Genomic DNA, 18,174 nt, shown 5'->3' with positions numbered 1-18,174 from the left:
GTGGCTTCCCTCTTGGCTTTCCTTCCGCCCAGATATAGCGCGCGGGCATGGTCGGCAAATACGCTACGGAAACGATACTGGCGGACGCGACGGGAATCGCGCGCGCGGCCCGGATACTGCGCGATGGCGGCCTCGTCGCCGTGCCGACCGAGACGGTCTACGGCCTCGCCGCCCGCGCCGATGACGACGCGGCGGTGGCGCGCATCTACGAGGCGAAGGGGCGGCCGAGTTTCAACCCTCTGATCGTGCATGTGCAGAGCGTGGAGCAGGCGAGAACCCACGGTGCGTTCAACCCCACAGCAGAGGAATTGGCGAGAAAGTATTGGCCAGGGCCGCTGACCTTGGTCTTGCCGCGGTGCGACGATGCGCGTCTGGCCTCTTCCGTGTCTGCCGGACTACCTACGGTCGCGCTGCGGTGTCCCGCTCATCCCGTGATGCGGCAGCTGCTCGCAGAATGTGCTTTCCCGCTCGCGGCCCCTTCCGCAAATCGAAGCGGCTTCATTAGCCCGACCACGGCCGGACACGTGCTGGCCTCCCTCGATGGCCGCATCGACGCTATCCTCGACGGAGGGCCTTGCAAGAGCGGCCTGGAGTCGACGATCGTCGCCGTGCGTGACGATGGTCGGATCGAAGTCTTGCGCCCGGGTCCGCTTGATTTCGGGACAACAGCCTCTGCCGACGGAATCGAAGCCCCCGGTCAGCTCGCCAGCCATTATGCGCCCAGCAAGCCCGTGCGCCTCGACGCGACCGAAGTTGCGCCAGACGACTTCATGATCGGCTTCGGCGCGATCGGCGGGGATTGTACCCTATCGTCCAGCGGCAGCCTGACCGAGGCCGCCGCGCGCCTCTATGCCTGCCTCCACGAAGGGGCGCGTTCGGAAAAACCGCGCATCGCCGTCGCGCCGATTCCGGAGGAGGGCATCGGCATAGCGATCAACGACCGGCTGCGCCGAGCCGCGACGCCGCCCGATTAGCCCTCGGGCTCGACCGGGATGGTCGGGATGATCTGCTGCATTTCCGCGTAGGTGTTGCGTGCCTGGTCGCAGGCGCGGCGGCTGCCGTCCTCGCATTCGTCGAGCTGCCGCTCGTAATCCCGCTCGAGCTTGCCGAGGCGTTCCTCGCGCTTGCGCAGTTCGCGGCCCCGCTTCTCGTCGGCTTCGGACTGGCTGGTGGTAGCGAGATCGACGCCCCTGGCGGCCACGCGCACGGGCGCAGTGGCGACATTGTACGCCGTCTTGGCGATACAGCCCTGCAAGAGGACCGTGGCGGGCAGGAGGGCGAAAATGACCAGGCGGCGCATCGGAATTCCTTTCGCTGCGCCGCCTAGCGGATTTCGGTTTGCCCGTCGATGAACTCAGGTGGCGGGGGCGTCAGGCGCTGCGGGAGCCTCGGGCGCGTCCGGTGCCTCGGGGGCGGCGGGCGCGTCGGTTTCCTCGGTCGCTTCAGGCGCGTCGGAGACGGTACGGCAGTTCAGCTTGCCCGAACCCATGGCACTGACCGTGCAGTTGGCGCGGCCATTGACCGTGATGTCACCCGATCCGACGATATTCGCCTCGACCTTCCCGTTCGACGTAAACACCGCATCTCCCGATCCGGCCACCGACACATCGGCCCGGTCGACGGTCAGGCCCGCCATGCGCGCCTCGCCCGAACCGGCGATGGTCAGGTCGAGCGTCTCGGCCGTGCCGCTCGCCTCGAGATCGCCCGAACCGGCGATGGTCGCGTCGAGGCTTTCGGCGGCCATATCCGTCACCTTCACACTGCCCGATCCGGCCACGGTGACTTCCGCCTTCCCGCGCATGCGGGCAGCCTGGACCGTGCCCGATCCGGCAAGCACGATCGCCCGCAGGCTCGGCATGGTGACGCGCACGGTGGCGATGCCGTTGCCCTTCCAGTTTTTCTCGCGATGGATGCCGAGCGTGTCGTCATCGAGCGAGAAACGGAGCGAATCGACGACTTCGTCATCGCCCGACACGGCGATATCGAGCGTGTCGCCCTCGGTCACGATGACTTGGTCCGGACTGGCCAGGACAAGTTCGGTCGGTGCCTTGCCGGCCATGTCGAGTTCGGCAAGCGGAACGCCCTCCTTGTCGCCGATCTGGATGTTGACGCCGTCGCAACCGCTCACAAGGGCGGCTCCGGCGAGGGCGGCGATGGGCGCGAGGCCCTTGAAAATCTTGTGCAGCTTCATCGGGTGAAGTCCTCATGCTGTCCTGAACAGTCCGTATTGGCGATGTAATACAGCGAGGCTCGCAGTTCAACCCATGCAAAAAGGGCCGCCCCTTGCGGAGCGGCCCCTCTGTCGATCCCCGAAGGCGGCCTGTCGATCAGGCTTCTTCGGTGTTCTCGTAATATTGCGGCGCATGCTCGCGCAGCACGTCGAGGATTTTTTCGAGTGCGGTCGGCTCGTCGGTCTTTTCCATCGCCGCGAGTTCGCGGGCGAGACGGCTCGACGCCGCTTCGAAGATCTGGCGCTCCGAATAGCTCTGCTCGGGCTGGTCGTCCGGGCGGAACAGGTCGCGGGTCACTTCCGCGATCAGGACGATTTCGCCGGAATTGATCTTGGCTTCGTATTCCTGCGCGCGGCGCGACCACATGGTGCGCTTGACCTTGGGCTTGCCCTTGAGGGTTTCCATCGCTTCCTTGAGCGTCTTGTCGCTCGACAGCTTGCGCATGCCGATCGATTCGACCTTGTTCACCGGAACGCGGAGCGTCATGCGCTCCTTTTCGAAGCGCAGCACGTAGAGTTCGAGCTGCATGCCGGCGATTTCCTCGCTCTGCAGTTCGATCACACGGCCCACGCCGTGCTTGGGGTAGACAACGTAATCGCCAACGTCGAAGGCATCAGCCTTGCTTGCCATGCAATCCATCCTTTCGTCGGGCGGCCCGGGGGGGAAGGAACGTCGAAGAAACCCGTCCGCCGCCGCTGGGAATCAGGGGCGCGGAAGGTCACGGAATTTCGGCGTTGCTGGTGGCGCGCCCTTTCTTCTATCACACCTGACCGGGAGCAAACCGGTTTGGTTGTTGCATTATATAGCACGAAAGTGCGGATATTGCGAGTCGTTGTAACGATGGGCCTATGAGTCGCCGTGCGCCCGCGAATCCTGCACGACAAGTTCGGCACCGAGAAGAAGCGCGAAGCCGCTCGCCCAGAACCAGGTCAGCAGCGCAACGACCGCGCCGAGCGAGCCATAGGTCGCGTTGTAGTCGGCGAAATTCGCGGCGTAGAATGCAAAGCCCGCCGTGGCGGCGATCCAAAGGCCAGTAAAAACAAGCGCTCCCCGCAGCGCGGCAGACCACTGGGGCTCCGCTTGCGGCGGAGCGTAGCGGTAGAGCAGCATCGCGCCGGCCGTGGCCGACAGGCCGAGCAGGAGCAGCCCGACCAGCGGCGCGACCGGTCCGGGCAAGGCAGCACTGGCCGCAAGCAGGGCGGCGAGGCCGATCAGCCCCGCCGCGCCCGCGAAGGTGATGGCCAGCGCCACCAGATTGCCGCGCACGAAGCCCCGGCTCTCTTCCGATTCGAAAACGATGCCGAATCCGGTCAGCAGAGCCTTGGCCGCCCCGCGCGCGCCGAACAGCGCCAGGCCGAGCGCGAAGATCAGCCCGATCCCGGTCGATGCACCCGAAGCGCTGGAAATCTGCTGCAGCTGGTCGCCGATCAGCGACGCGGCGCTCGGCGGCAGCAGGTCGGTCAGCCGCTCGATATGGCGCACCACGGTTTCGGGACTGACGAACAGGCCGTAGCCGAGCACAGTCGCGCCGAGCGCCGGGACGAGCGCGAGCAGGGCGTAATAGGCGATCCCCGCGGCGACGAGCGAGATGGTATGCTCGCTACCCGCGCGCCAGGCGGCTTTCAGTCGGTCGAGCAAGTGGGGCGATCAGTCGCCTTCGCCGGGCTCGGCCGAAAAGTACTTGTCGTACTTGTCGTCCTCGCCCTTGTGCTCGTCGGCATCCGCAGGCGGTTCCTTGCTCTGGGTGATGTTCGGCCATTCGGCGCTGAACTTGGTGTTGAGCTCGAGCCACTTCTCGAGATTGTCCTCGGTATCGGGGAGAATCGCTTCGGCGGGGCATTCGGGCTCGCACACGCCGCAGTCGATGCACTCGCTCGGGTTGATGACGAGCATGTTTTCGCCCTCGTAGAAACAGTCGACCGGGCAGACCTCGACGCAGTCGGTGTACTTGCACTTGATGCAGGCGTCGGTGACGACATAGGTCATGGGTAGTCTGGTCCCTTGAAGTGTTTCCCTGAAATGCGCTGCTAGGGCCGATTATCCTTTGGGGTCAAGCTCCCGATAACAGGCCTGTGCCTCGCGCGGCGGCCCACGACGCTCCGGAAGCTCCAGAATCTCGATCAGGCGGACGAAATTGCCCAGCGGAATCGTCAGCACGTCGCCGACATGGATGTCGAGCGAACTGCGCGTTACCCGCTCGCCATTACGGCGGATGTAGCCCTGTTCGACCAGCTTCTGCGCCGCGCTCCGGGTGCGCGCGAAGCGCAAATGACAGAGCAGGCGGTCGATCCGCATTTAGCCGGTCAGCGCAAGAGATCGGCCAGTCCCGCAAAGGCGCTGCCTTCGCGCGGTTTGGCGGGAGCGGCGCGTTGCTGCTTGCGACGCGAGGGGCGCCATTCCCAGCGATCGGGCCGCGGCGGGCCGAACGCGCCTTCCGCCAGCGGCTTGGCGCGCTGGACGCGGAAACCGGCGACGCCAAGCAGGCGGATGGCGTTGTTCTCCTCCAGCCCGATCGAGATCGGCAGGGAAAGATCGACGACGAACTTGCGCTTGCGATCCTTCGCCTGTGCCTTGGCCCGCGTCTCATGCGCCGCGCGCAGGATCTTTTCCGCAAGGTCGATGCGGATCGCCTGCTCGCCCGCCGGGCGATAGCCGGAGGGCAGCTTCCTGCCGCCCGGGACGACCGGCAGCATCGCCTCCTGCAATGCGCGCCGGTCGATGCCGAGCGCGTGGAGCAACTGGCGCGGTGCGGGCTTGAGTAGCGCGGGTGCGAAAATGTCGAGCGCGCCGAAGGTCACGCCGATCTTGCGCAGGAAGGGCCGCATCTCCTTGGGCAGGTGCTCGATGCCCGCGCTTTCGCGGCTGGTGTAGCCGTGCCCTGCGATGAGGTTGAGCAGTAGCGCGCGCGCCTGCGAACCGGCGTCGGGATTGCTCGCCGCCTGGTACAGCTTTTCGAGCGTATCGAGCGGGGCAAGTTTCGCAGCGCGCCATGCATCCAGCGCCGCGAGCAGCTTGGCGCGCGACACATCGGGCAGCGCCCGCACTTCGCGCGAAGGTTGCAGCAACGGCGTCACGGTGCCGTCGCGCGGCTCGAGCGTGGCGATGTCCTGTCCGCGCCAGCGGATCGCGCCGCGTGCGAGTTCGAGCTCCGCCATGTCGGACGCCGCCAACGCTTCCGCCTTCTGCCCGAGGATGCGCGGCAGGGCCTTCTCGGCTGCGGCGAGCAGCATCCTGCGGTCTTCGTGACGGGCGGCGGAATCGACCGTGAACCGGAACCCCTCGACCGTGCCGAGGTGCTCGCCCTCCACTGTGACGCTGCCGTCCTCGGCGAGTTCGATCGGCAGCAGGCCGGCGTCTTCACCCAGCGATTTCATCAGGATTGCGGTCCTCCGGTTGACGAATCTCTCGGTCAGCCGCGCGTGGAGCGCGTCCGACAATTTGGCTTCCACGGCCCGTGCGCGCGACGCCATTTCGTCACGCGCCAGCACCCAGTCGGGGCGCTGGCAGATATAGGCCCAGCTGCGAATCGCGGCGATCCGCCCCTGCAGCGTATCGATGTCGCCGGCCATGTTGTCGAGTTCGCTGATGCGCGCCGCGACATAGTCCGCGCCGAGATAGCCTTCGCTGAGGTCCTGCCACAGACGCGCGACGAAGCGGGCGTGGACGTCTGGGCCGCGCTGGCGGAAATCGGGGAGCGAACAGGCTTCCCAGAAGCGCCGGACCTTGCCCGCGCCGCGGATGGTCTTGCCGATATCCTCTTCGGCGAGCCGCTTGAGCGTGGCGAGGTCGATCGCTTCGGGCGCGAGGCGCAGCGCGGGATCGCCCGGCGGCGCCTCGAGATCGGCGATGAGCTGTTCGAGCGAACCGAAGCGCGGCTCGGGGTCACGCCAGTAGAGATGGGTCAGCGGGGCGAAACGGTGTTCCTCGATAGCGTAGATCTCTTCCTCGGTGAATTCGGGCGAGGCACCGTGCTGGTTGCCGCCCGCCAGCGTGCCGAAGGTCCCGTCGCGCTGGTGCCGTCCCGCACGCCCGGCGATCTGCGCCATTTCGGCGGGCAGGAGGCGACGCATGCGGACGCCGTCGAACTTGGTAAGCCCGGCAAAGGCGACATGGTTCACGTCGAGGTTGAGCCCCATGCCAATCGCGTCGGTGGCGACGATGTAGTCGACCTCGCCATTCTGGAACAGCGCGACCTGGCGGTTGCGCGTTTCGGGGCTGAGCGCGCCCATGACCACCGCCGCGCCGCCGCGAAACCGGCGCAGCATCTCGGCGACTGTATAGACCTGCTCCGCGCTAAAGGCGACGATCGCGCTGCGCGGCGGCAGGCGAGACAGCTTGCGCGGTCCGATATGGGTCAGGGTGGAGAAGCGCGGTCGGTCGGAAATCTCGGCCTCGGGCACCAGCTGGCGCACCAGCGACTCGATCGTCGCGCTGCCGAGCAGCATCGTCTCCTGGCGGCCGCGCGTGTTGAGCAGCCGGTCGGTGAAGATATGCCCGCGCTCGCGATCGGCAGCGAGCTGGGCTTCGTCGAGCGCCACGAAGGCCGCGCCCGCCCCGTCGCGCGGCATCGCCTCGACCGTGCAGCACATGTAGCGCGCACCCTCGGGCTCGATCCGCTCCTCGCCGGTGATCAGCGCGACGTTGCGGTCACCCTTCAGCGCGCGCACCCGGTCGTAGACCTCGCGCGCCAGCAGCCGCAGCGGAAAGCCCATGCACCCGCTTGAATGGGCGCACATCCGCTCGATCGCGAGATGCGTCTTGCCGGTGTTGGTGGGCCCGAGAACCGCCTTGATCGCGCTATCCTGCACCTCTCCTCAGTGGCAGTGCCGGAGCCGCGCTGCAACCGATGGCCGCGGGCAATCCTCGCTTCGTCGCATTACCGAGTCGGATTACCGCAGCTTAAGCGCGTGTTTACTTTGTTTTGCCAGGGAATGCGGGCAGAAGTCCCGCAAGGGTCGGGCCGAACCATCACGCAGGTTGGGCCATGGACGGAGGGTCTGGCGTGTTTACGTCCCACGGGGACAGCAACGAGAGCATGGGCGAACAAGCGACCGGCGGACCCGGCGCGAGTGCCGCTGCGCTCTCGCTCGACCAGGTCCTGCCCCGCATTGCCCTGCCCGCATTCTCGTGGGCGGCCACGCGCGACCGAGTCTCGGCACGTCTCCACACGCTCGATCTCGCCCCCGATCTCGGTAGCGATATCGGTAGCGGCCGCTGGTTTCGCGGTCTCGGCACGTTTGTCGGCCTCTCCGCGGTCGCGCTGGCCTTCTGGCCGGATTTCGCACCGCTCGAAGCCGCGCCGCCCGCGCATGTCGATGACGCCGTGAGGGCGGAATACCGCAGCCAGATGATCATGCCGCTCGCGCTCGGTGCGGACAGCGGCCGTCACATGGGCGCGACCGCGCTGGTCGAGCCGCTCGCCGAAGCGCCCGAGCGCCCGCGTATCGAGCTCGAGGCCACGCTTGCCAATGGCGACGCTTTCGAGCGCATGCTGCGCCGCGCCGGTCTCGGCAGCGACGACACGCGGCTGGTCACCGACATGGTCGGCCGCGCCATGCCGCTCTCGGATATCGAATCGGGTACCAAGGTGGACATCGTGCTCGGCCGCCGCACCGGGCCCGGCGAGCCGCGCGCGCTGGAGAAGCTGGCCTTCCGCGCACGCTTCGATCTCGAGCTCTCGGTTGCGCGGCTGGACGAGAGCGGGCCGCTCACCCTGATCCGCAAACCCATCCGCGTGGACGAGACCCCGCTGCGCATTCGCGGCGTGGTGGGCGACAGCCTCTACCGCTCGGCCCGCGCCGCCGGCGCGCCCGCCAGCGCGGTGCAGGCCTATCTCAAGACGCTCGGCCAGTATGTGAATCTCGACCGCGACATCCGCTCGACCGACACGTTCGACTTCATCCTCGCCCATCGCCGTGCCGCTACTGGTGAGCGCCAGGCGGGCCAGCTGCTCTTCGCCGGCATCGACCGCGGCGAAAAGCCGAAGGTGCAGCTGATGCGCTGGGGCAAGGACGGGCAGTTCTACGAGGCTTCGGGCGTCGGCGAGCAGCGCGGCGGCCTGATGGCCCCCGTGCCGGGCCGCACCACCTCGCGCTACGGTATGCGCCGCCATCCGATCCTCGGCTATCGCCGGATGCACTCCGGGCTCGACTACAAGGCGAGCTACGGCACGCCGATCGTCGCCGTGACCGACGGGCGCGTGCTCTCGGCCGGCCGTGCGGGCGGCTGCGGCAATGCCGTGAAGCTGCGCCACGGCGGCGGGATCGACACCCGCTATTGCCACATGAGCCGGATGGCGGTGAGCGCGGGGCAGGCCGTGCGGCGCGGGCAGGTGATCGGCTATGTCGGCTCGACCGGCCTCTCCACCGGTGCCCACCTCCATTACGAAATGTATCGCGGCGGGCGCGCGGTCGATCCGTCCTCGGTCAAATACGTCACCCGCGCGCAATTGTCGGGTGCGGAGCTCCAGCGCTTCCGCCAGACGCTCGAGACGCTGCGCCAGGTCGAGGCGGGCGCGGCTCTGGCCGACCTGCAGCCGACCGCTAACGAAGTTGCTTCCGAAGAGCCGCTGCGCGAGATCGACAGGGCCGATACCCCCAAGGCGCTGCGCTAGGCCGCACCCGATTGCATAGTGCGGGCGCTTGCGGCACATCTGCCGCCCATGAGCGACGCTTCCTATCCCCTCACGCGGCTGCGCCGCACCCGCGCCACTGGCTGGAGCCGGGCCATGCACCGCGAAACGGTGATGACCCCGGCGGACCTGATCTGGCCGCTCTTCGTCACCGGCGGCACCGGCATCGAAGATCCGGTCGGCAGCCTGCCCGGCGTGTCGCGCTGGTCGGTCGACGGCATCGCGAAACGCGCGAAAGAGGCGGTCGCGCTCGGCATCCCCTGCATCGCCCTGTTCCCGAACACGCCGCACGACAAGCGCAGCGACGACGGGGCCGAAGCGCTCAATCCAGACAACCTCATGTGCCGCGCGATCAAGGCGGTGCGCGATGCTTGCGGCAGCGATATCGGCATCCTCACCGACGTCGCGCTCGATCCCTATACCAGCCACGGGCAGGACGGGCTGCTCGATGCCAAGGGCTATGTGGTGAACGACGATACCGTCGCGGTGCTGGTCGACCAGGCGGTCAACCAGGCCGATGCGGGCGCGGACATCATCGCCCCGTCGGACATGATGGACGGGCGCGTACGCGCGATCCGCATGGCGCTCGAGATGAATGCCCATCCCAATGTCCAGATCATGGCTTATTCCGCGAAATACGCCTCGGCCTTCTACGGCCCCTTTCGTGACGCCGTGGGGTCGGGTGGCCTGCTGAAAGGCGACAAGAAGAGCTACCAGATGGACCCGGCCAATGGCGACGAGGCGTTGCGCGAAATCGCGCTGGATATCGCGGAGGGTGCCGACAGCGTGATGGTGAAGCCCGGCCTCGCCTATCTCGACGTGATCTGGCGCGCGAAGGAGCGTTTCGGCGTGCCGGTCTTCGCCTACCAGGTGAGCGGCGAATACGCGCTGATCGAAGCGGGCGCGGCCGCCGGCGTCGCGGACCGTGAGGCGCTGCTTATGGAGAAGCTGCTGTCGTTCAAGCGCGCGGGCTGTTCCGGTGTGCTGACCTACCATGCGCCGGTCGCGGCGCGTATCCTGAATGGCTGAGTTCCGTCACGAGACCGAGCGGCTGGTCCTGCGCGACTGGCGCGGTGATGCCGATTGGGCAGAGTTCTTCCGTGTCACCAACACGCCCGCGGTCATGGAGTGGCTCGGCGGCGTGCTCGACGATGCGGGGCGGGCCAGACAGCGCGAGCGGGTCGAGGGCTGCGCCGCGCGCAACGGGTTCTGCTTCTGGGCGCTCGAACGCAAGGCGGACGGCGCGTTGCTCGGCTTCTGCGGGCTCAAGCGGGCCGACGCCCCGGGATCGACCGTGACCGGCGAGTTCGAGATCGGCTGGCGCCTGCGCGAGGATGCTTGGGGGAAGGGCTATGCGAAAGAGGCGGCCAAGGCTGCGCTGGAAGCGGCCTTCGAGCGCTTCGGAGCGGACGAGGTGGTCGCCCTGACGGTGGACGACAACGCGGCAAGCTGGGGCCTCATGATCAGGCTCGGCATGCGGCGGCGCGAGGATCTCGATTATTCCGACGCGCGCTACGATCCGCCCTGGCGCGACACCGTGGTCTATTCGATCGATCGCGCCGCATGGGAGCAGGCCCGTGGCTGATATCATCGCCGAGACCGACCGGCTGATCCTGCGCACGATCGGGGAGGGCGATGCGGCGGAGCAATATCGCCTGCTCAACACCCCGACGGTGATGGCGCGGCTCGGCGGCGTCAAGGAACTGCACGAGATCGAGGCCAAGCACGCCAAGGCCATGGCGACCTACGCGCGCGAAGGCTTCAGCTTCCTGATGATGGTGGAGAAGGCGAGCGGCGAGCTCGTCGGCCATTGCGGGATGAAGAAGGTCGACCACCCGCTCGCGCCCAACCAGGGCGATCATGAGATCGGCTGGCTGGTGCGCGAGGATCGCTGGCGGCGCGGCTACGCGGCGGAGGCGATGCGCGCCGTGCTCGACTGGGCCTTCACCCGCATCGGGGCGCCGCATGTCGTCGCGCTGACCAGCGAAGCGAACGAGGGCAGCTGGAGGCTGATGGAAAAACTCGGCATGGTCCGCCGCGCGTATCTCGACTTCACCGATCCGGACTATCCGCCCGAAGACAATCCGACGATCCAGTACTCGCTCACGAGAGAGCAATGGGAGAGCAGCCAATGACCGCGAGCCGCCCCGGCGTCACCATCATCCCGATCCACGGCAACACGCCGCGCATCCATGACAGCGCCTTCATCGCGCCCGGCTGCACGATCATCGGCAATGTCGAGATCGGGGCCGATAGCTCGATCTGGTACAATTGCGTGCTGCGCGCCGATGTCAGCCGGATCGTGATCGGCGAACGCTCGAACATCCAGGACGGCAGCGTCGTCCATTGCGATCCGGAACGCCCGGGCGATCCCGACGGCTCGCCCTGCATCATCGGCGACGACGTGCTGGTCGGCCACATGGCGATGATCCACGGCTGCACGATCGAGGACCGCGGCTTCGTCGGCCTCGGGGCGATCGCGATGAACAAAGCAGTGATCGGCTCGGACGCCATGCTAGCGGCGGGGGCGATGCTGACCGAAGGCAAGGTGATGGGCGCGCGCGAACTGTGGGGCGGGCGCCCGGCGAGGCTGATGCGCGAGCTCGACGAGGCTGCGATCATGGGCATGCGCATGGGCGTGGCGCATTATGCCGAGAACGCGAAGCACCACGCCGCCGCGGTCGATGGCGCGTTCGAAAGCTGACCTGCCCGATCCCGCCGCACTGCGCGCCCTGATCGATGGCGAAGGACGTCTCGCGGTGCGAGTGACGCCCGGTGCGCGGAGCGAAAGCCGACGGTGGAGGATGGGCATATCCTCGTGAAGGTTCGTGCGAAACCGCAGGAGGGCGCCGCGAACGAGGCCGTCAGGCGACTGCTCGCCAAGGCGCTCGAAATCGCTCCCTCCAGCGTCGAAATGTTGCGCGGCGCGACTTCTCGCGAGAAGCAGTTCCGCGTGCTCGGCTAGAACTCAATCGCCCGGTCTGGCGTAGCGCAGCATGAACCCGAGGAAGTCGACCTTGCCCAGCGCCAAACCCTCGCGCCGGAGCAGCGCATAGGCGGTGGTGGCATGGAAATAGAAATTGGGCAGCGTCCAGTCGCGCAGATACTCATGCGCCGCCATCACGAAACGCATGCCGTTGGGCAGGGTCATGTCGATCTCGCTCCCGGATGAAACAGCGTCGTACTCGCCGGCAGCGGCGACCCGGCTGCGCGCCTGCGCGATCTTCTCGCGCACCTCCGCCCAGTCCGCATACGGGGCCTCGTCGAGCGCAACCTCGAGGTCCCAGACCCGCGGGAGCGCCAGATAGACCTGGTTCACGGCGATGCGGAACTGGCTTTCCAGCGGGAACATGTCCTCGGCAAGCCTGGCCTCCGCCAGCAGGCCATCGCCCACGCCAGCCGATTGCGCCTTCGCGGCAAGGCCGTCGAGCGTGCCGAGTATGTTGTCGAAGGTGGCAAGCGCAGCAGTGGCGTAGGACATCGATCTCTCCCGTTGTGGCAGCCGCTAACTAGGGCTCGCTTTTTGCCGCTTCAACGCCTCCATCGCGCTCGATGAACGACGCAACGGCCAAGAGAGCGAGCGACATCGCGCACAATAGAGAGGGTGCAAGGGTAGGCGCCGCGCCATGTGCCCAGGCGCCGGCGGCAGCCCCCATCGCAAGCGCGGTCCACAGGAGGCCATAGCCGCGCATGGCATGGTTGGGCCGACCGGACAGCCGCGCGGCCACGCCTTGTCCGAACCGGACCAGCGCGCCGGTCATGTAGGTCACGCCCACCGTCACTTCGCCGTCTCTCGAAAAGATGTTGTTGGCGAGGCCCATGGCCATGGCGGTCGCGGCGATAAAGCCGAGAGACGAGCCCGCCTGCGACAGTATTGCGCCAATGGCCAGCATGAGGGTCACGACTGCAAGCAGGCCGCGCTTGCGATAGGCGGGCCAGCGGTTGGCGATCAGTGCGCCGATCACCACACCGGCGACGAAGCTGCCAATGATCGCGAGCGGGACCCGCGCCACGGCAGGATCGGGCACGAGGTCGAGGCCGAGCCTCGTCGTATTGCCGGACATGAACGATGCGAAATAGCCGCCGCTCGCGAGAAAGCCGGTCGCGTCGGCCGCTCCGGCAAGGAAGGCCAGACCCAAGGCGAGCTTCTGTCGGGCGGGATCGTAACGGTGCACACAGCAGACCATGGCTGGCCCGGGCGCGAAATCAATCCCTGATCAGTGCCCGCAGCGCGTCGATCCGGTCCGCCTCGTGCGGCGGCTTGTCCCAGCGTATGCGGTGGATGCGCGGGAAGCGCATGGCGAGGCCCGACTTGTGGCGCTTGCTCTCGTGCACGCTGTCGAAGGCGACCTCGAACACCAGGCTCTTGTCGGTCTCACGCACCGGGCCGAAGCGGTTGACCGTGTTCTGGCGCACGTGGCGATCGAGTTTCTTCAGCTCCTCGTCGGTGAAACCCGAATAGGCCTTGCCCACCGGCAGCAGGTCCGCGCCGGCATCGGGGTCGCCGTCCCAGCAGCCGAAGGTGTAATCGGAATAGAAGCTCGACCTTTTGCCGCTGCCGCGCTGGGCATACATCAGCACGCAATCGACCAGCAGCGGGTCGCGCTTCCACTTGTACCAGTACCCCACGCGCCGCCCGGCGATATAGGGGCTGTCCCTGCGCTTCAGCATCAGCCCTTCGATGGCCTCGTCGCGGCTACCCCCACGGATTTCGGCGAGGTGGTCGAAATCGCGCGGTTGAACCAATTGTGAGATGTCGAAATGGCTTTGTGGCAGGCGTTTCATGAGTGCTTCGAGCCGCGCGCGGCGCCCGGTCCACGGCAATTCGCGCAGATCCTCGCCCTCGGTCAAGAGGACGTCATAGAGCCGAACGAAGGCCGGGTATTCGGCGAGCATCTTCTTGCTCACCGTCTTGCGACCCAGCCGCTGCTGGAGCGCATTGAAACTCGCCGCCCCGCCTTCCTCGCCGCCCTGCACGCTGCCGCGCACCAGCAATTCCCCGTCGAGCACGGCGGGGAAGGGCAGGACGTCGAGCAGTTCGGGAAAGGTCGCCGAAATGTCGTCGCCGGAACGCGAATAGATGCGCGTCTCGTCCCCTGCGCGGACCAGTTGCACCCGGATACCGTCCCATTTCCACTCGGCCGCATAGTCGGCAAGATCGACCACCGTATCCTCAAGTGGGTGGGCCAGCATGAAGGGGCGGAAAGTCGGAAGGTTCTCGATATCGGGGGGCGCCTCGCCACCTGCGGCCCAGGCAAACAGCTCGGCATAGGGCGGCTGGAGCCCGTGCCAGTATTCCTCGACTTCCTCGACCGACACGCCGAACGCCTGCGCGAAGGCGGTCTTGGCGAGACGGCTGGAAATGCCGATGCGCATCGCGCCGGTGGCCAGCTTGAGCAGAGCGTAGCGGCCCGAGGCATCGAGCCGGTCGAGCAATCTGGGCAGCTCGGTCTGTACGCTCTTGCGGGTCATGGCCGAGAGCAGGTCGACGGTTTCGCCGACTGTCGGCGGGGAGGGCGGATCGTCGGGCGCGGGCCACAGCAGGCTCGCCGTTTCCGCCGTGTCGCCGACGAAGTCGCGGCTTAGCGTCCACAGCACCGGGTCGATCCGGTCCTTCATGAGGTTGCGGATCGCCGAGCTCTTCACGGCGGGAAAGTCCAGCCCGTCGCTGAGCGCCGCCAGTGCCCAGCCTCGGTCGGGATCGGGCGTGGCGCGCAGATACTCCGCGATCAGCCGCAGCTTCTCGTTGCGAGAGCGGGTGTAAACGAGCGCATCGATGAGGGCGGCGAATTCCTCCACGCCTCAATCGTCCTCGTCGTCATAGCCGACCAGCGCGAGCGCACGGGCGCGCCTCTGGTGGAGCTGGCACCAGCGCAGCAATGCGTCCTCGCGCCCATGCGTGATCCAGTTTTCCTGCGCGTCGACTTCCCTGATCGTGCGCGTCAGCTCGCCCCAGTCGGCATGGTCGGAAATGACCAGAGGCAGCTCGACATTGCGCTGGCGGGCGCGCTGGCGCACGCGCATCCAGCCGCTCGCCATGGCGGTGACCGGATCGGGCAGGCGGCGGCTCCAGCGGTCGTTGAGTGCGGAGGGCGGGCAGACCACGATCGCGCCGCGCATGTCCTCCTTGGAATAATCCGAAACGAGCCGCAACTCACCGAGGTCGACGCCATGGTCTTCATAGAGGCGGCACATCTTCTCCATCGCGCCGTGGAGGTAGATCGGCTCGTGATGGCCCGCGCGGCGCAATTCGGCGATCACCCGCTGGGCCTTGCCCAGGGCGTAGGCGCCGACGAGCACGCACCGGTCGGGATGGGCGGCCAGGCGATCGAGCAGCTTCGCCATCTCGTCCTCGATCGGCGGATGGGTGAACAGCGGCAGGCCGAACGTCGCTTCGGTGATGAAGATATCGCAAGGGGTGACTTGGAAGGGCGGACAGGTGGGGTCCGCGCGCCGCTTGTAATCGCCGGTCACGATCACCCGCTCGCCTGCATGTTCGAGCAGGATCTGCGCGCTGCCGAGGACGTGGCCCGCCGGGATGTAGGTCGCATCCACCCCGCCGGGCAGGCGGATCGTCTCGCCATAGTGGACCGGGGTCGCCCCGTCGGAAGTTGCGTAGCGCAACTTCATGATCGCCAGCGTCTCGGGCGTGGCGACCGTCTGGCCGTGCCCGCCGCGGGCGTGGTCGGCGTGTCCATGCGTGACCAGTGCCTTGTCCACCGCGCGCGCGGGATCCACCCAGCAATCGGCGGGAACGATATGGATGCCGTGCGGTTCGGGTCTGATCCAGGAGAAGGGCGCGCTCACGTCCGATTCAAGCGGGGAGCACGCGCAACGTTCCCGCCTCTCTCGTCACTGGGCGGGTTTGAACCGTTCGATCAGCTGCCTGAGCCCCGGTTTCTGCCCTGTCGCGAGCAAGCTCGCACGGAACAGCCGGCCGAGGAAAACCACTTCCAGCGCCACGAAAGCGGCGAGGAGGATGCCCGTGGCGATGACCACCCAGTACTCGATTCCCGACCCCAGTCGTGCGAGGACCGCGAAGGGCGTCCACAGGGGAATCCAGGTGAGGGCCTGCACGAGGATGCCGCCCTTGCCCGCCACCAGCGTCTGGATGAGGAAGGTGATCGGCAGCAGGATTCCGAGCATCACCGGCATGAGATAGCCCTGCGCTTCGCTCATCGAATCCGCCAGCGCGCCGATGGCGACGAAGATGATCGAGATGGCGATATAACCGAGCACAAAGAAGTAGATCAGCGCGGCGACGGTGAAGGGCGAAGTCAACGGGGCGAGCGCGGGCCGAATGATGTCGGCCACCGCGCCTTGGGCGACGAAGACCGCCACCGCGGCGCAGACCACCCATACGGCGATCATAGACAGGCCGACCGCAAGCGCGCCGAGCAGCTTGCCGTACATCAGTTCCTCCGGCCGGACGCAAGCGAGCAGGCCCTCGAGCAACTTGTTCGAGCGTTCCTCGACCGAGCCCTGCAGCATCCAGCTACCCGACAGCATCAGGCTGAGCATGAGGATATAGGCGACCGCGAGCGGAATGATCGAGCGGATGAGCACGGCCTCGCGCGCACCGCCGCCCGGGGGCGGGGTCGTGACGGTCAAGGCGGGCCGGGCCGCGGTGATGGCCTGGGCGTCGGTGCGCGAGATCCCGCGCGCCTCGAGCAGGCCGAGGCGCAGTTCGCCGGTCAACGTATCCTGCAGCGTCGTGACGAAGCCAGCGTCGGGCTGTTCGGACGACCACAGGCGGATCGCCGGATCGCGCGGATAGTCCGGTCCGACGAGGAGGACGACATCGGCTTGCGCCTTTCCATCCTCGGTTTTCGCGGAGAGCAGCGCATCGACACGCGCCTGCAAGGCGTCACCGTGGAGAGCTGACAGCGTCTCGTCTGCGCGCAGGATCGCATAGGCCGGCTCGTGCGTGTCGAGTTCGGGCGTGCCTTCGGGCCGCACGCGCTCGATTTTTGCAAGGGCGCCGTCCATGCCGCCCTCAGCGCGATAGGTGGCGACATCGGTATCGCTGTACCAGCGGTCGTGCTGCGCCCAGGGCGCATCCGGATCGGCCGCCTCGAGCTTGTGGCGGCGCACGTAGCGCGAGATGTCGCGCAATTCGTGCCGGTCGCTTTCCAGCGCGAAACGGCTGTCGAGCGCCTCGACCACCTCGCCACCGGCCCGGTCGATCACCACGACGCGCTTCGATTCGTCGTCTTCCAGGCTACTGGCGAAGAGCGGCCCGATGGCAATGGCGGCGGGCAGCAGCAGCAGGGTGAGCCAGAAGCTCTTCATGGCGATGATCTGGCGGAATTCGCGCCCGGCGATGAGCAGGATATTGCGGCTCATTGCTCGACTCCCTCGCTACCGACAAGCTGGACGAAGACCTCGTGCAGCGAAGGTCGCTGCTCCTCGAACCGGCGCAGGGCGACGCCTTGCGTGCTGCATCCCTCGAGTACAGCGGACGCCGGAACCCCGGGTGCGAGCTCAATCTCATAGGCGTGCCAGCCATCGCCCAATTCTTCCACCGGCGTGGCTGTTGCGACGCCCCGAACACTGGCGATATCGGCTTTGGCCACCGCGGCGATCCGTGCGGGCAGGGTGGCTCGCGCCTCGTCCAGAGTGCCTTCGAAGCGCTTGGCACCCTTCTTGAGCAGCAGCAACCGGTCGCACAGGCGTTCGGCGTGCTGCATCACATGGGTCGAGAAGATCACCGCGGCCCCGCGCTGCGACGCGCGCAGGATTTCGTCCTCGAGCAGGCCCTGGTTGACCGGGTCGAGTCCCGAGAACGGCTCGTCGAGCATCAGCAGCTCAGGCCGGTTCACCAGCGCGCAGGCGAGCTGCACCTTCTGCGCCATGCCCTTCGACATGTCGCCGATCTCCGCCTTCGCGCGGTCGGCCAGGTCGAACCGAGCCAGCAGTTCCATGCCGTGCTGCCGCGCATCGGCGGGGGACATGTCCTTGAGCCGCCCGAAATAGACGATCGTGTCGATCGCCTTCATGTGCGCATAGAGGCCGCGTTCTTCGGGCAGGAAACCGATGGCATCCGCCTTGCGCTTGTTCGGCGCGGCGCCGAGCACCTCGATCGTGCCCGAGGTGGGCCGGATGATGTCGAGCACCATGCGCAGCGTCGTCGTCTTGCCCGCGCCATTGCCGCCGAGGAAGCCGAAGATTTCGCCCGGCTGTACCGCGAAGGACAGGTCGTCCACCGCCACGACGTCGCCGAACCGCTTGGTGAGGTTCTCGACCCTCAGAACCGCCATGAAATTCTCCCTGTTGGCTCATGGCCTAAAGAGGGACGGAAGGGCACTCAAG

At 67.0% G+C, this 18,174-nt stretch carries 19 protein-coding genes and 1 pseudogene; 7 read left to right on the top strand and 13 right to left on the bottom strand.

Annotation, left to right across the window (positions count from 1 at the left end):
• The first annotated feature begins 47 nt into the window (after nucleotides 1–47).
• The gene (locus K3172_RS01915; RefSeq protein WP_221586779.1) at nucleotides 48–974 is read left to right on the top strand and encodes an L-threonylcarbamoyladenylate synthase; all 927 of its coding nucleotides are present in this window, start codon (nucleotides 48–50) and stop codon (nucleotides 972–974) included.
• On the opposite strand, the gene K3172_RS01910 is transcribed toward K3172_RS01915, so the two are convergent.
• The 7 genes from K3172_RS01910 to K3172_RS01880 form a co-directional block, all read right to left on the bottom strand.
• Complete coding sequence (locus K3172_RS01910) at nucleotides 971–1,300, bottom strand: hypothetical protein (protein WP_221586778.1); 330 nt, start codon at nucleotides 1,298–1,300, stop codon at nucleotides 971–973. The two genes, K3172_RS01915 and K3172_RS01910, sit on opposite strands and share 4 nt — an antisense overlap.
• Before the next feature lie 54 nt (nucleotides 1,301–1,354).
• Nucleotides 1,355–2,191 carry a head GIN domain-containing protein gene (locus tag K3172_RS01905; protein ID WP_221586777.1) on the bottom strand — a complete coding sequence of 279 codons (837 nt, stop codon included), beginning with the start codon at nucleotides 2,189–2,191 and terminating at the stop codon, nucleotides 1,355–1,357.
• A gap of 136 nt (nucleotides 2,192–2,327) precedes the next feature.
• On the bottom strand, nucleotides 2,328–2,861 hold the full coding sequence (locus tag K3172_RS01900) for a CarD family transcriptional regulator (RefSeq protein WP_221586776.1): 534 nt from the start codon (nucleotides 2,859–2,861) through the stop codon (nucleotides 2,328–2,330).
• A gap of 216 nt (nucleotides 2,862–3,077) precedes the next feature.
• Nucleotides 3,078–3,869, bottom strand: coding sequence for a YihY/virulence factor BrkB family protein (locus tag K3172_RS01895; protein ID WP_221586775.1), 792 nt, complete (start codon nucleotides 3,867–3,869; stop codon nucleotides 3,078–3,080).
• Nucleotides 3,870–3,878: 9 nt separating this feature from the next.
• Nucleotides 3,879–4,217, bottom strand: a complete 339-nt coding sequence (gene fdxA / locus K3172_RS01890; protein ID WP_221586774.1) for a ferredoxin FdxA — start codon at nucleotides 4,215–4,217, stop codon at nucleotides 3,879–3,881.
• Between the two features lie 51 nt (nucleotides 4,218–4,268).
• The gene (locus K3172_RS01885) at nucleotides 4,269–4,526 is read right to left on the bottom strand and encodes an RNA-binding S4 domain-containing protein (RefSeq protein ID WP_221586773.1); all 258 of its coding nucleotides are present in this window, start codon (nucleotides 4,524–4,526) and stop codon (nucleotides 4,269–4,271) included.
• A gap of 8 nt (nucleotides 4,527–4,534) precedes the next feature.
• Complete coding sequence (locus K3172_RS01880; protein ID WP_221586772.1) at nucleotides 4,535–7,039, bottom strand: helicase-related protein; 2,505 nt, start codon at nucleotides 7,037–7,039, stop codon at nucleotides 4,535–4,537.
• A 227-nt stretch (nucleotides 7,040–7,266) separates the two neighbouring features.
• Between K3172_RS01880 and K3172_RS01875 the strand changes: the two genes are divergently transcribed.
• The 6 genes and pseudogenes from K3172_RS01875 (at nucleotide 7,267) to K3172_RS01850 (ending at nucleotide 11,827) form a co-directional block, all read left to right on the top strand.
• Nucleotides 7,267–8,844: a M23 family metallopeptidase gene (locus tag K3172_RS01875; RefSeq protein ID WP_221588944.1), complete on the top strand. Its 1,578-nt coding sequence runs from the start codon at nucleotides 7,267–7,269 to the stop codon at nucleotides 8,842–8,844.
• A 48-nt stretch (nucleotides 8,845–8,892) separates the two neighbouring features.
• Nucleotides 8,893–9,891 (top strand): porphobilinogen synthase, encoded by a 999-nt coding sequence (hemB, locus tag K3172_RS01870; protein WP_221586771.1) that lies wholly within the window; start codon nucleotides 8,893–8,895, stop codon nucleotides 9,889–9,891.
• Nucleotides 9,884–10,447 (top strand): GNAT family N-acetyltransferase, encoded by a 564-nt coding sequence (locus K3172_RS01865; RefSeq protein WP_221586770.1) that lies wholly within the window; start codon nucleotides 9,884–9,886, stop codon nucleotides 10,445–10,447. The genes hemB and K3172_RS01865 overlap by 8 nt, the downstream gene beginning before the upstream one ends.
• Nucleotides 10,440–10,997, top strand: coding sequence for a GNAT family N-acetyltransferase (locus K3172_RS01860; protein ID WP_221586769.1), 558 nt, complete (start codon nucleotides 10,440–10,442; stop codon nucleotides 10,995–10,997). Before K3172_RS01865 ends, K3172_RS01860 begins: the two co-directional genes overlap by 8 nt.
• The gene (locus K3172_RS01855) at nucleotides 10,994–11,566 is read left to right on the top strand and encodes a gamma carbonic anhydrase family protein (RefSeq protein WP_221586768.1); all 573 of its coding nucleotides are present in this window, start codon (nucleotides 10,994–10,996) and stop codon (nucleotides 11,564–11,566) included. The genes K3172_RS01860 and K3172_RS01855 overlap by 4 nt, the downstream gene beginning before the upstream one ends.
• Nucleotides 11,547–11,827, top strand: a pseudogene (locus K3172_RS01850) (DUF167 domain-containing protein). Before K3172_RS01855 ends, K3172_RS01850 begins: the two are co-directional and overlap by 20 nt.
• A gap of 3 nt (nucleotides 11,828–11,830) precedes the next feature.
• Here the strand turns inward: K3172_RS01850 and K3172_RS01845 are convergent.
• The 6 genes from K3172_RS01845 to K3172_RS01820 are packed head-to-tail and all read right to left on the bottom strand — an operon-like array spanning nucleotide 11,831 to nucleotide 18,122.
• On the bottom strand, nucleotides 11,831–12,343 hold the full coding sequence (locus K3172_RS01845; RefSeq protein ID WP_221586767.1) for a DUF1993 family protein: 513 nt from the start codon (nucleotides 12,341–12,343) through the stop codon (nucleotides 11,831–11,833).
• Between the two features lie 28 nt (nucleotides 12,344–12,371).
• Complete coding sequence (locus tag K3172_RS01840; RefSeq protein ID WP_221586766.1) at nucleotides 12,372–13,037, bottom strand: YoaK family protein; 666 nt, start codon at nucleotides 13,035–13,037, stop codon at nucleotides 12,372–12,374.
• A gap of 31 nt (nucleotides 13,038–13,068) precedes the next feature.
• On the bottom strand, nucleotides 13,069–14,661 hold the full coding sequence (locus tag K3172_RS01835; protein ID WP_221586765.1) for a cisplatin damage response ATP-dependent DNA ligase: 1,593 nt from the start codon (nucleotides 14,659–14,661) through the stop codon (nucleotides 13,069–13,071).
• A gap of 3 nt (nucleotides 14,662–14,664) precedes the next feature.
• The gene (locus K3172_RS01830) at nucleotides 14,665–15,669 is read right to left on the bottom strand and encodes a ligase-associated DNA damage response exonuclease (RefSeq protein ID WP_221586764.1); all 1,005 of its coding nucleotides are present in this window, start codon (nucleotides 15,667–15,669) and stop codon (nucleotides 14,665–14,667) included.
• A 45-nt stretch (nucleotides 15,670–15,714) separates the two neighbouring features.
• Nucleotides 15,715–17,208: an ABC transporter permease gene (locus K3172_RS01825; RefSeq protein ID WP_221586763.1), complete on the bottom strand. Its 1,494-nt coding sequence runs from the start codon at nucleotides 17,206–17,208 to the stop codon at nucleotides 15,715–15,717.
• Nucleotides 17,205–18,122, bottom strand: a complete 918-nt coding sequence (locus K3172_RS01820) for an ABC transporter ATP-binding protein (RefSeq protein ID WP_221586762.1) — start codon at nucleotides 18,120–18,122, stop codon at nucleotides 17,205–17,207. Before K3172_RS01820 ends, K3172_RS01825 begins: the two co-directional genes overlap by 4 nt.
• Between the last annotated feature and the right edge of the window lie 52 nt (nucleotides 18,123–18,174).

This window comes from Qipengyuania proteolytica (genome assembly GCF_019711565.1).
Classification (GTDB): Bacteria; Pseudomonadota; Alphaproteobacteria; order Sphingomonadales; family Sphingomonadaceae; genus Qipengyuania; species Qipengyuania proteolytica.
Note: the sequence above shows the minus strand (reverse complement) of the source record. Positions and strands in the feature narration are given on the sequence as shown.

What these genes read in the sequence shown, in the direction of transcription:
- K3172_RS01915 (WP_221586779.1), top strand. Translation starts at nt 48, where the DNA reads ATGGTCGGCAAATACGCTACGGAAACGATACTGGCGGACGCGACGGGA.
- K3172_RS01910 (WP_221586778.1), bottom strand. Translation starts at nt 1,300, where the DNA reads ATGCGCCGCCTGGTCATTTTCGCCCTCCTGCCCGCCACGGTCCTCTTG.
- K3172_RS01905 (WP_221586777.1), bottom strand. Translation starts at nt 2,191, where the DNA reads ATGAAGCTGCACAAGATTTTCAAGGGCCTCGCGCCCATCGCCGCCCTC.
- K3172_RS01900 (WP_221586776.1), bottom strand. Translation starts at nt 2,861, where the DNA reads ATGGCAAGCAAGGCTGATGCCTTCGACGTTGGCGATTACGTTGTCTAC.
- fdxA (WP_221586774.1), bottom strand. Translation starts at nt 4,217, where the DNA reads ATGACCTATGTCGTCACCGACGCCTGCATCAAGTGCAAGTACACCGAC.
- K3172_RS01885 (WP_221586773.1), bottom strand. Translation starts at nt 4,526, where the DNA reads ATGCGGATCGACCGCCTGCTCTGTCATTTGCGCTTCGCGCGCACCCGG.
- K3172_RS01875 (WP_221588944.1), top strand. Translation starts at nt 7,267, where the DNA reads ATGGGCGAACAAGCGACCGGCGGACCCGGCGCGAGTGCCGCTGCGCTC.
- hemB (WP_221586771.1), top strand. Translation starts at nt 8,893, where the DNA reads ATGAGCGACGCTTCCTATCCCCTCACGCGGCTGCGCCGCACCCGCGCC.
- K3172_RS01865 (WP_221586770.1), top strand. Translation starts at nt 9,884, where the DNA reads ATGGCTGAGTTCCGTCACGAGACCGAGCGGCTGGTCCTGCGCGACTGG.
- K3172_RS01855 (WP_221586768.1), top strand. Translation starts at nt 10,994, where the DNA reads ATGACCGCGAGCCGCCCCGGCGTCACCATCATCCCGATCCACGGCAAC.
- K3172_RS01845 (WP_221586767.1), bottom strand. Translation starts at nt 12,343, where the DNA reads ATGTCCTACGCCACTGCTGCGCTTGCCACCTTCGACAACATACTCGGC.
- K3172_RS01825 (WP_221586763.1), bottom strand. Translation starts at nt 17,208, where the DNA reads ATGAGCCGCAATATCCTGCTCATCGCCGGGCGCGAATTCCGCCAGATC.
- K3172_RS01820 (WP_221586762.1), bottom strand. Translation starts at nt 18,122, where the DNA reads ATGGCGGTTCTGAGGGTCGAGAACCTCACCAAGCGGTTCGGCGACGTC.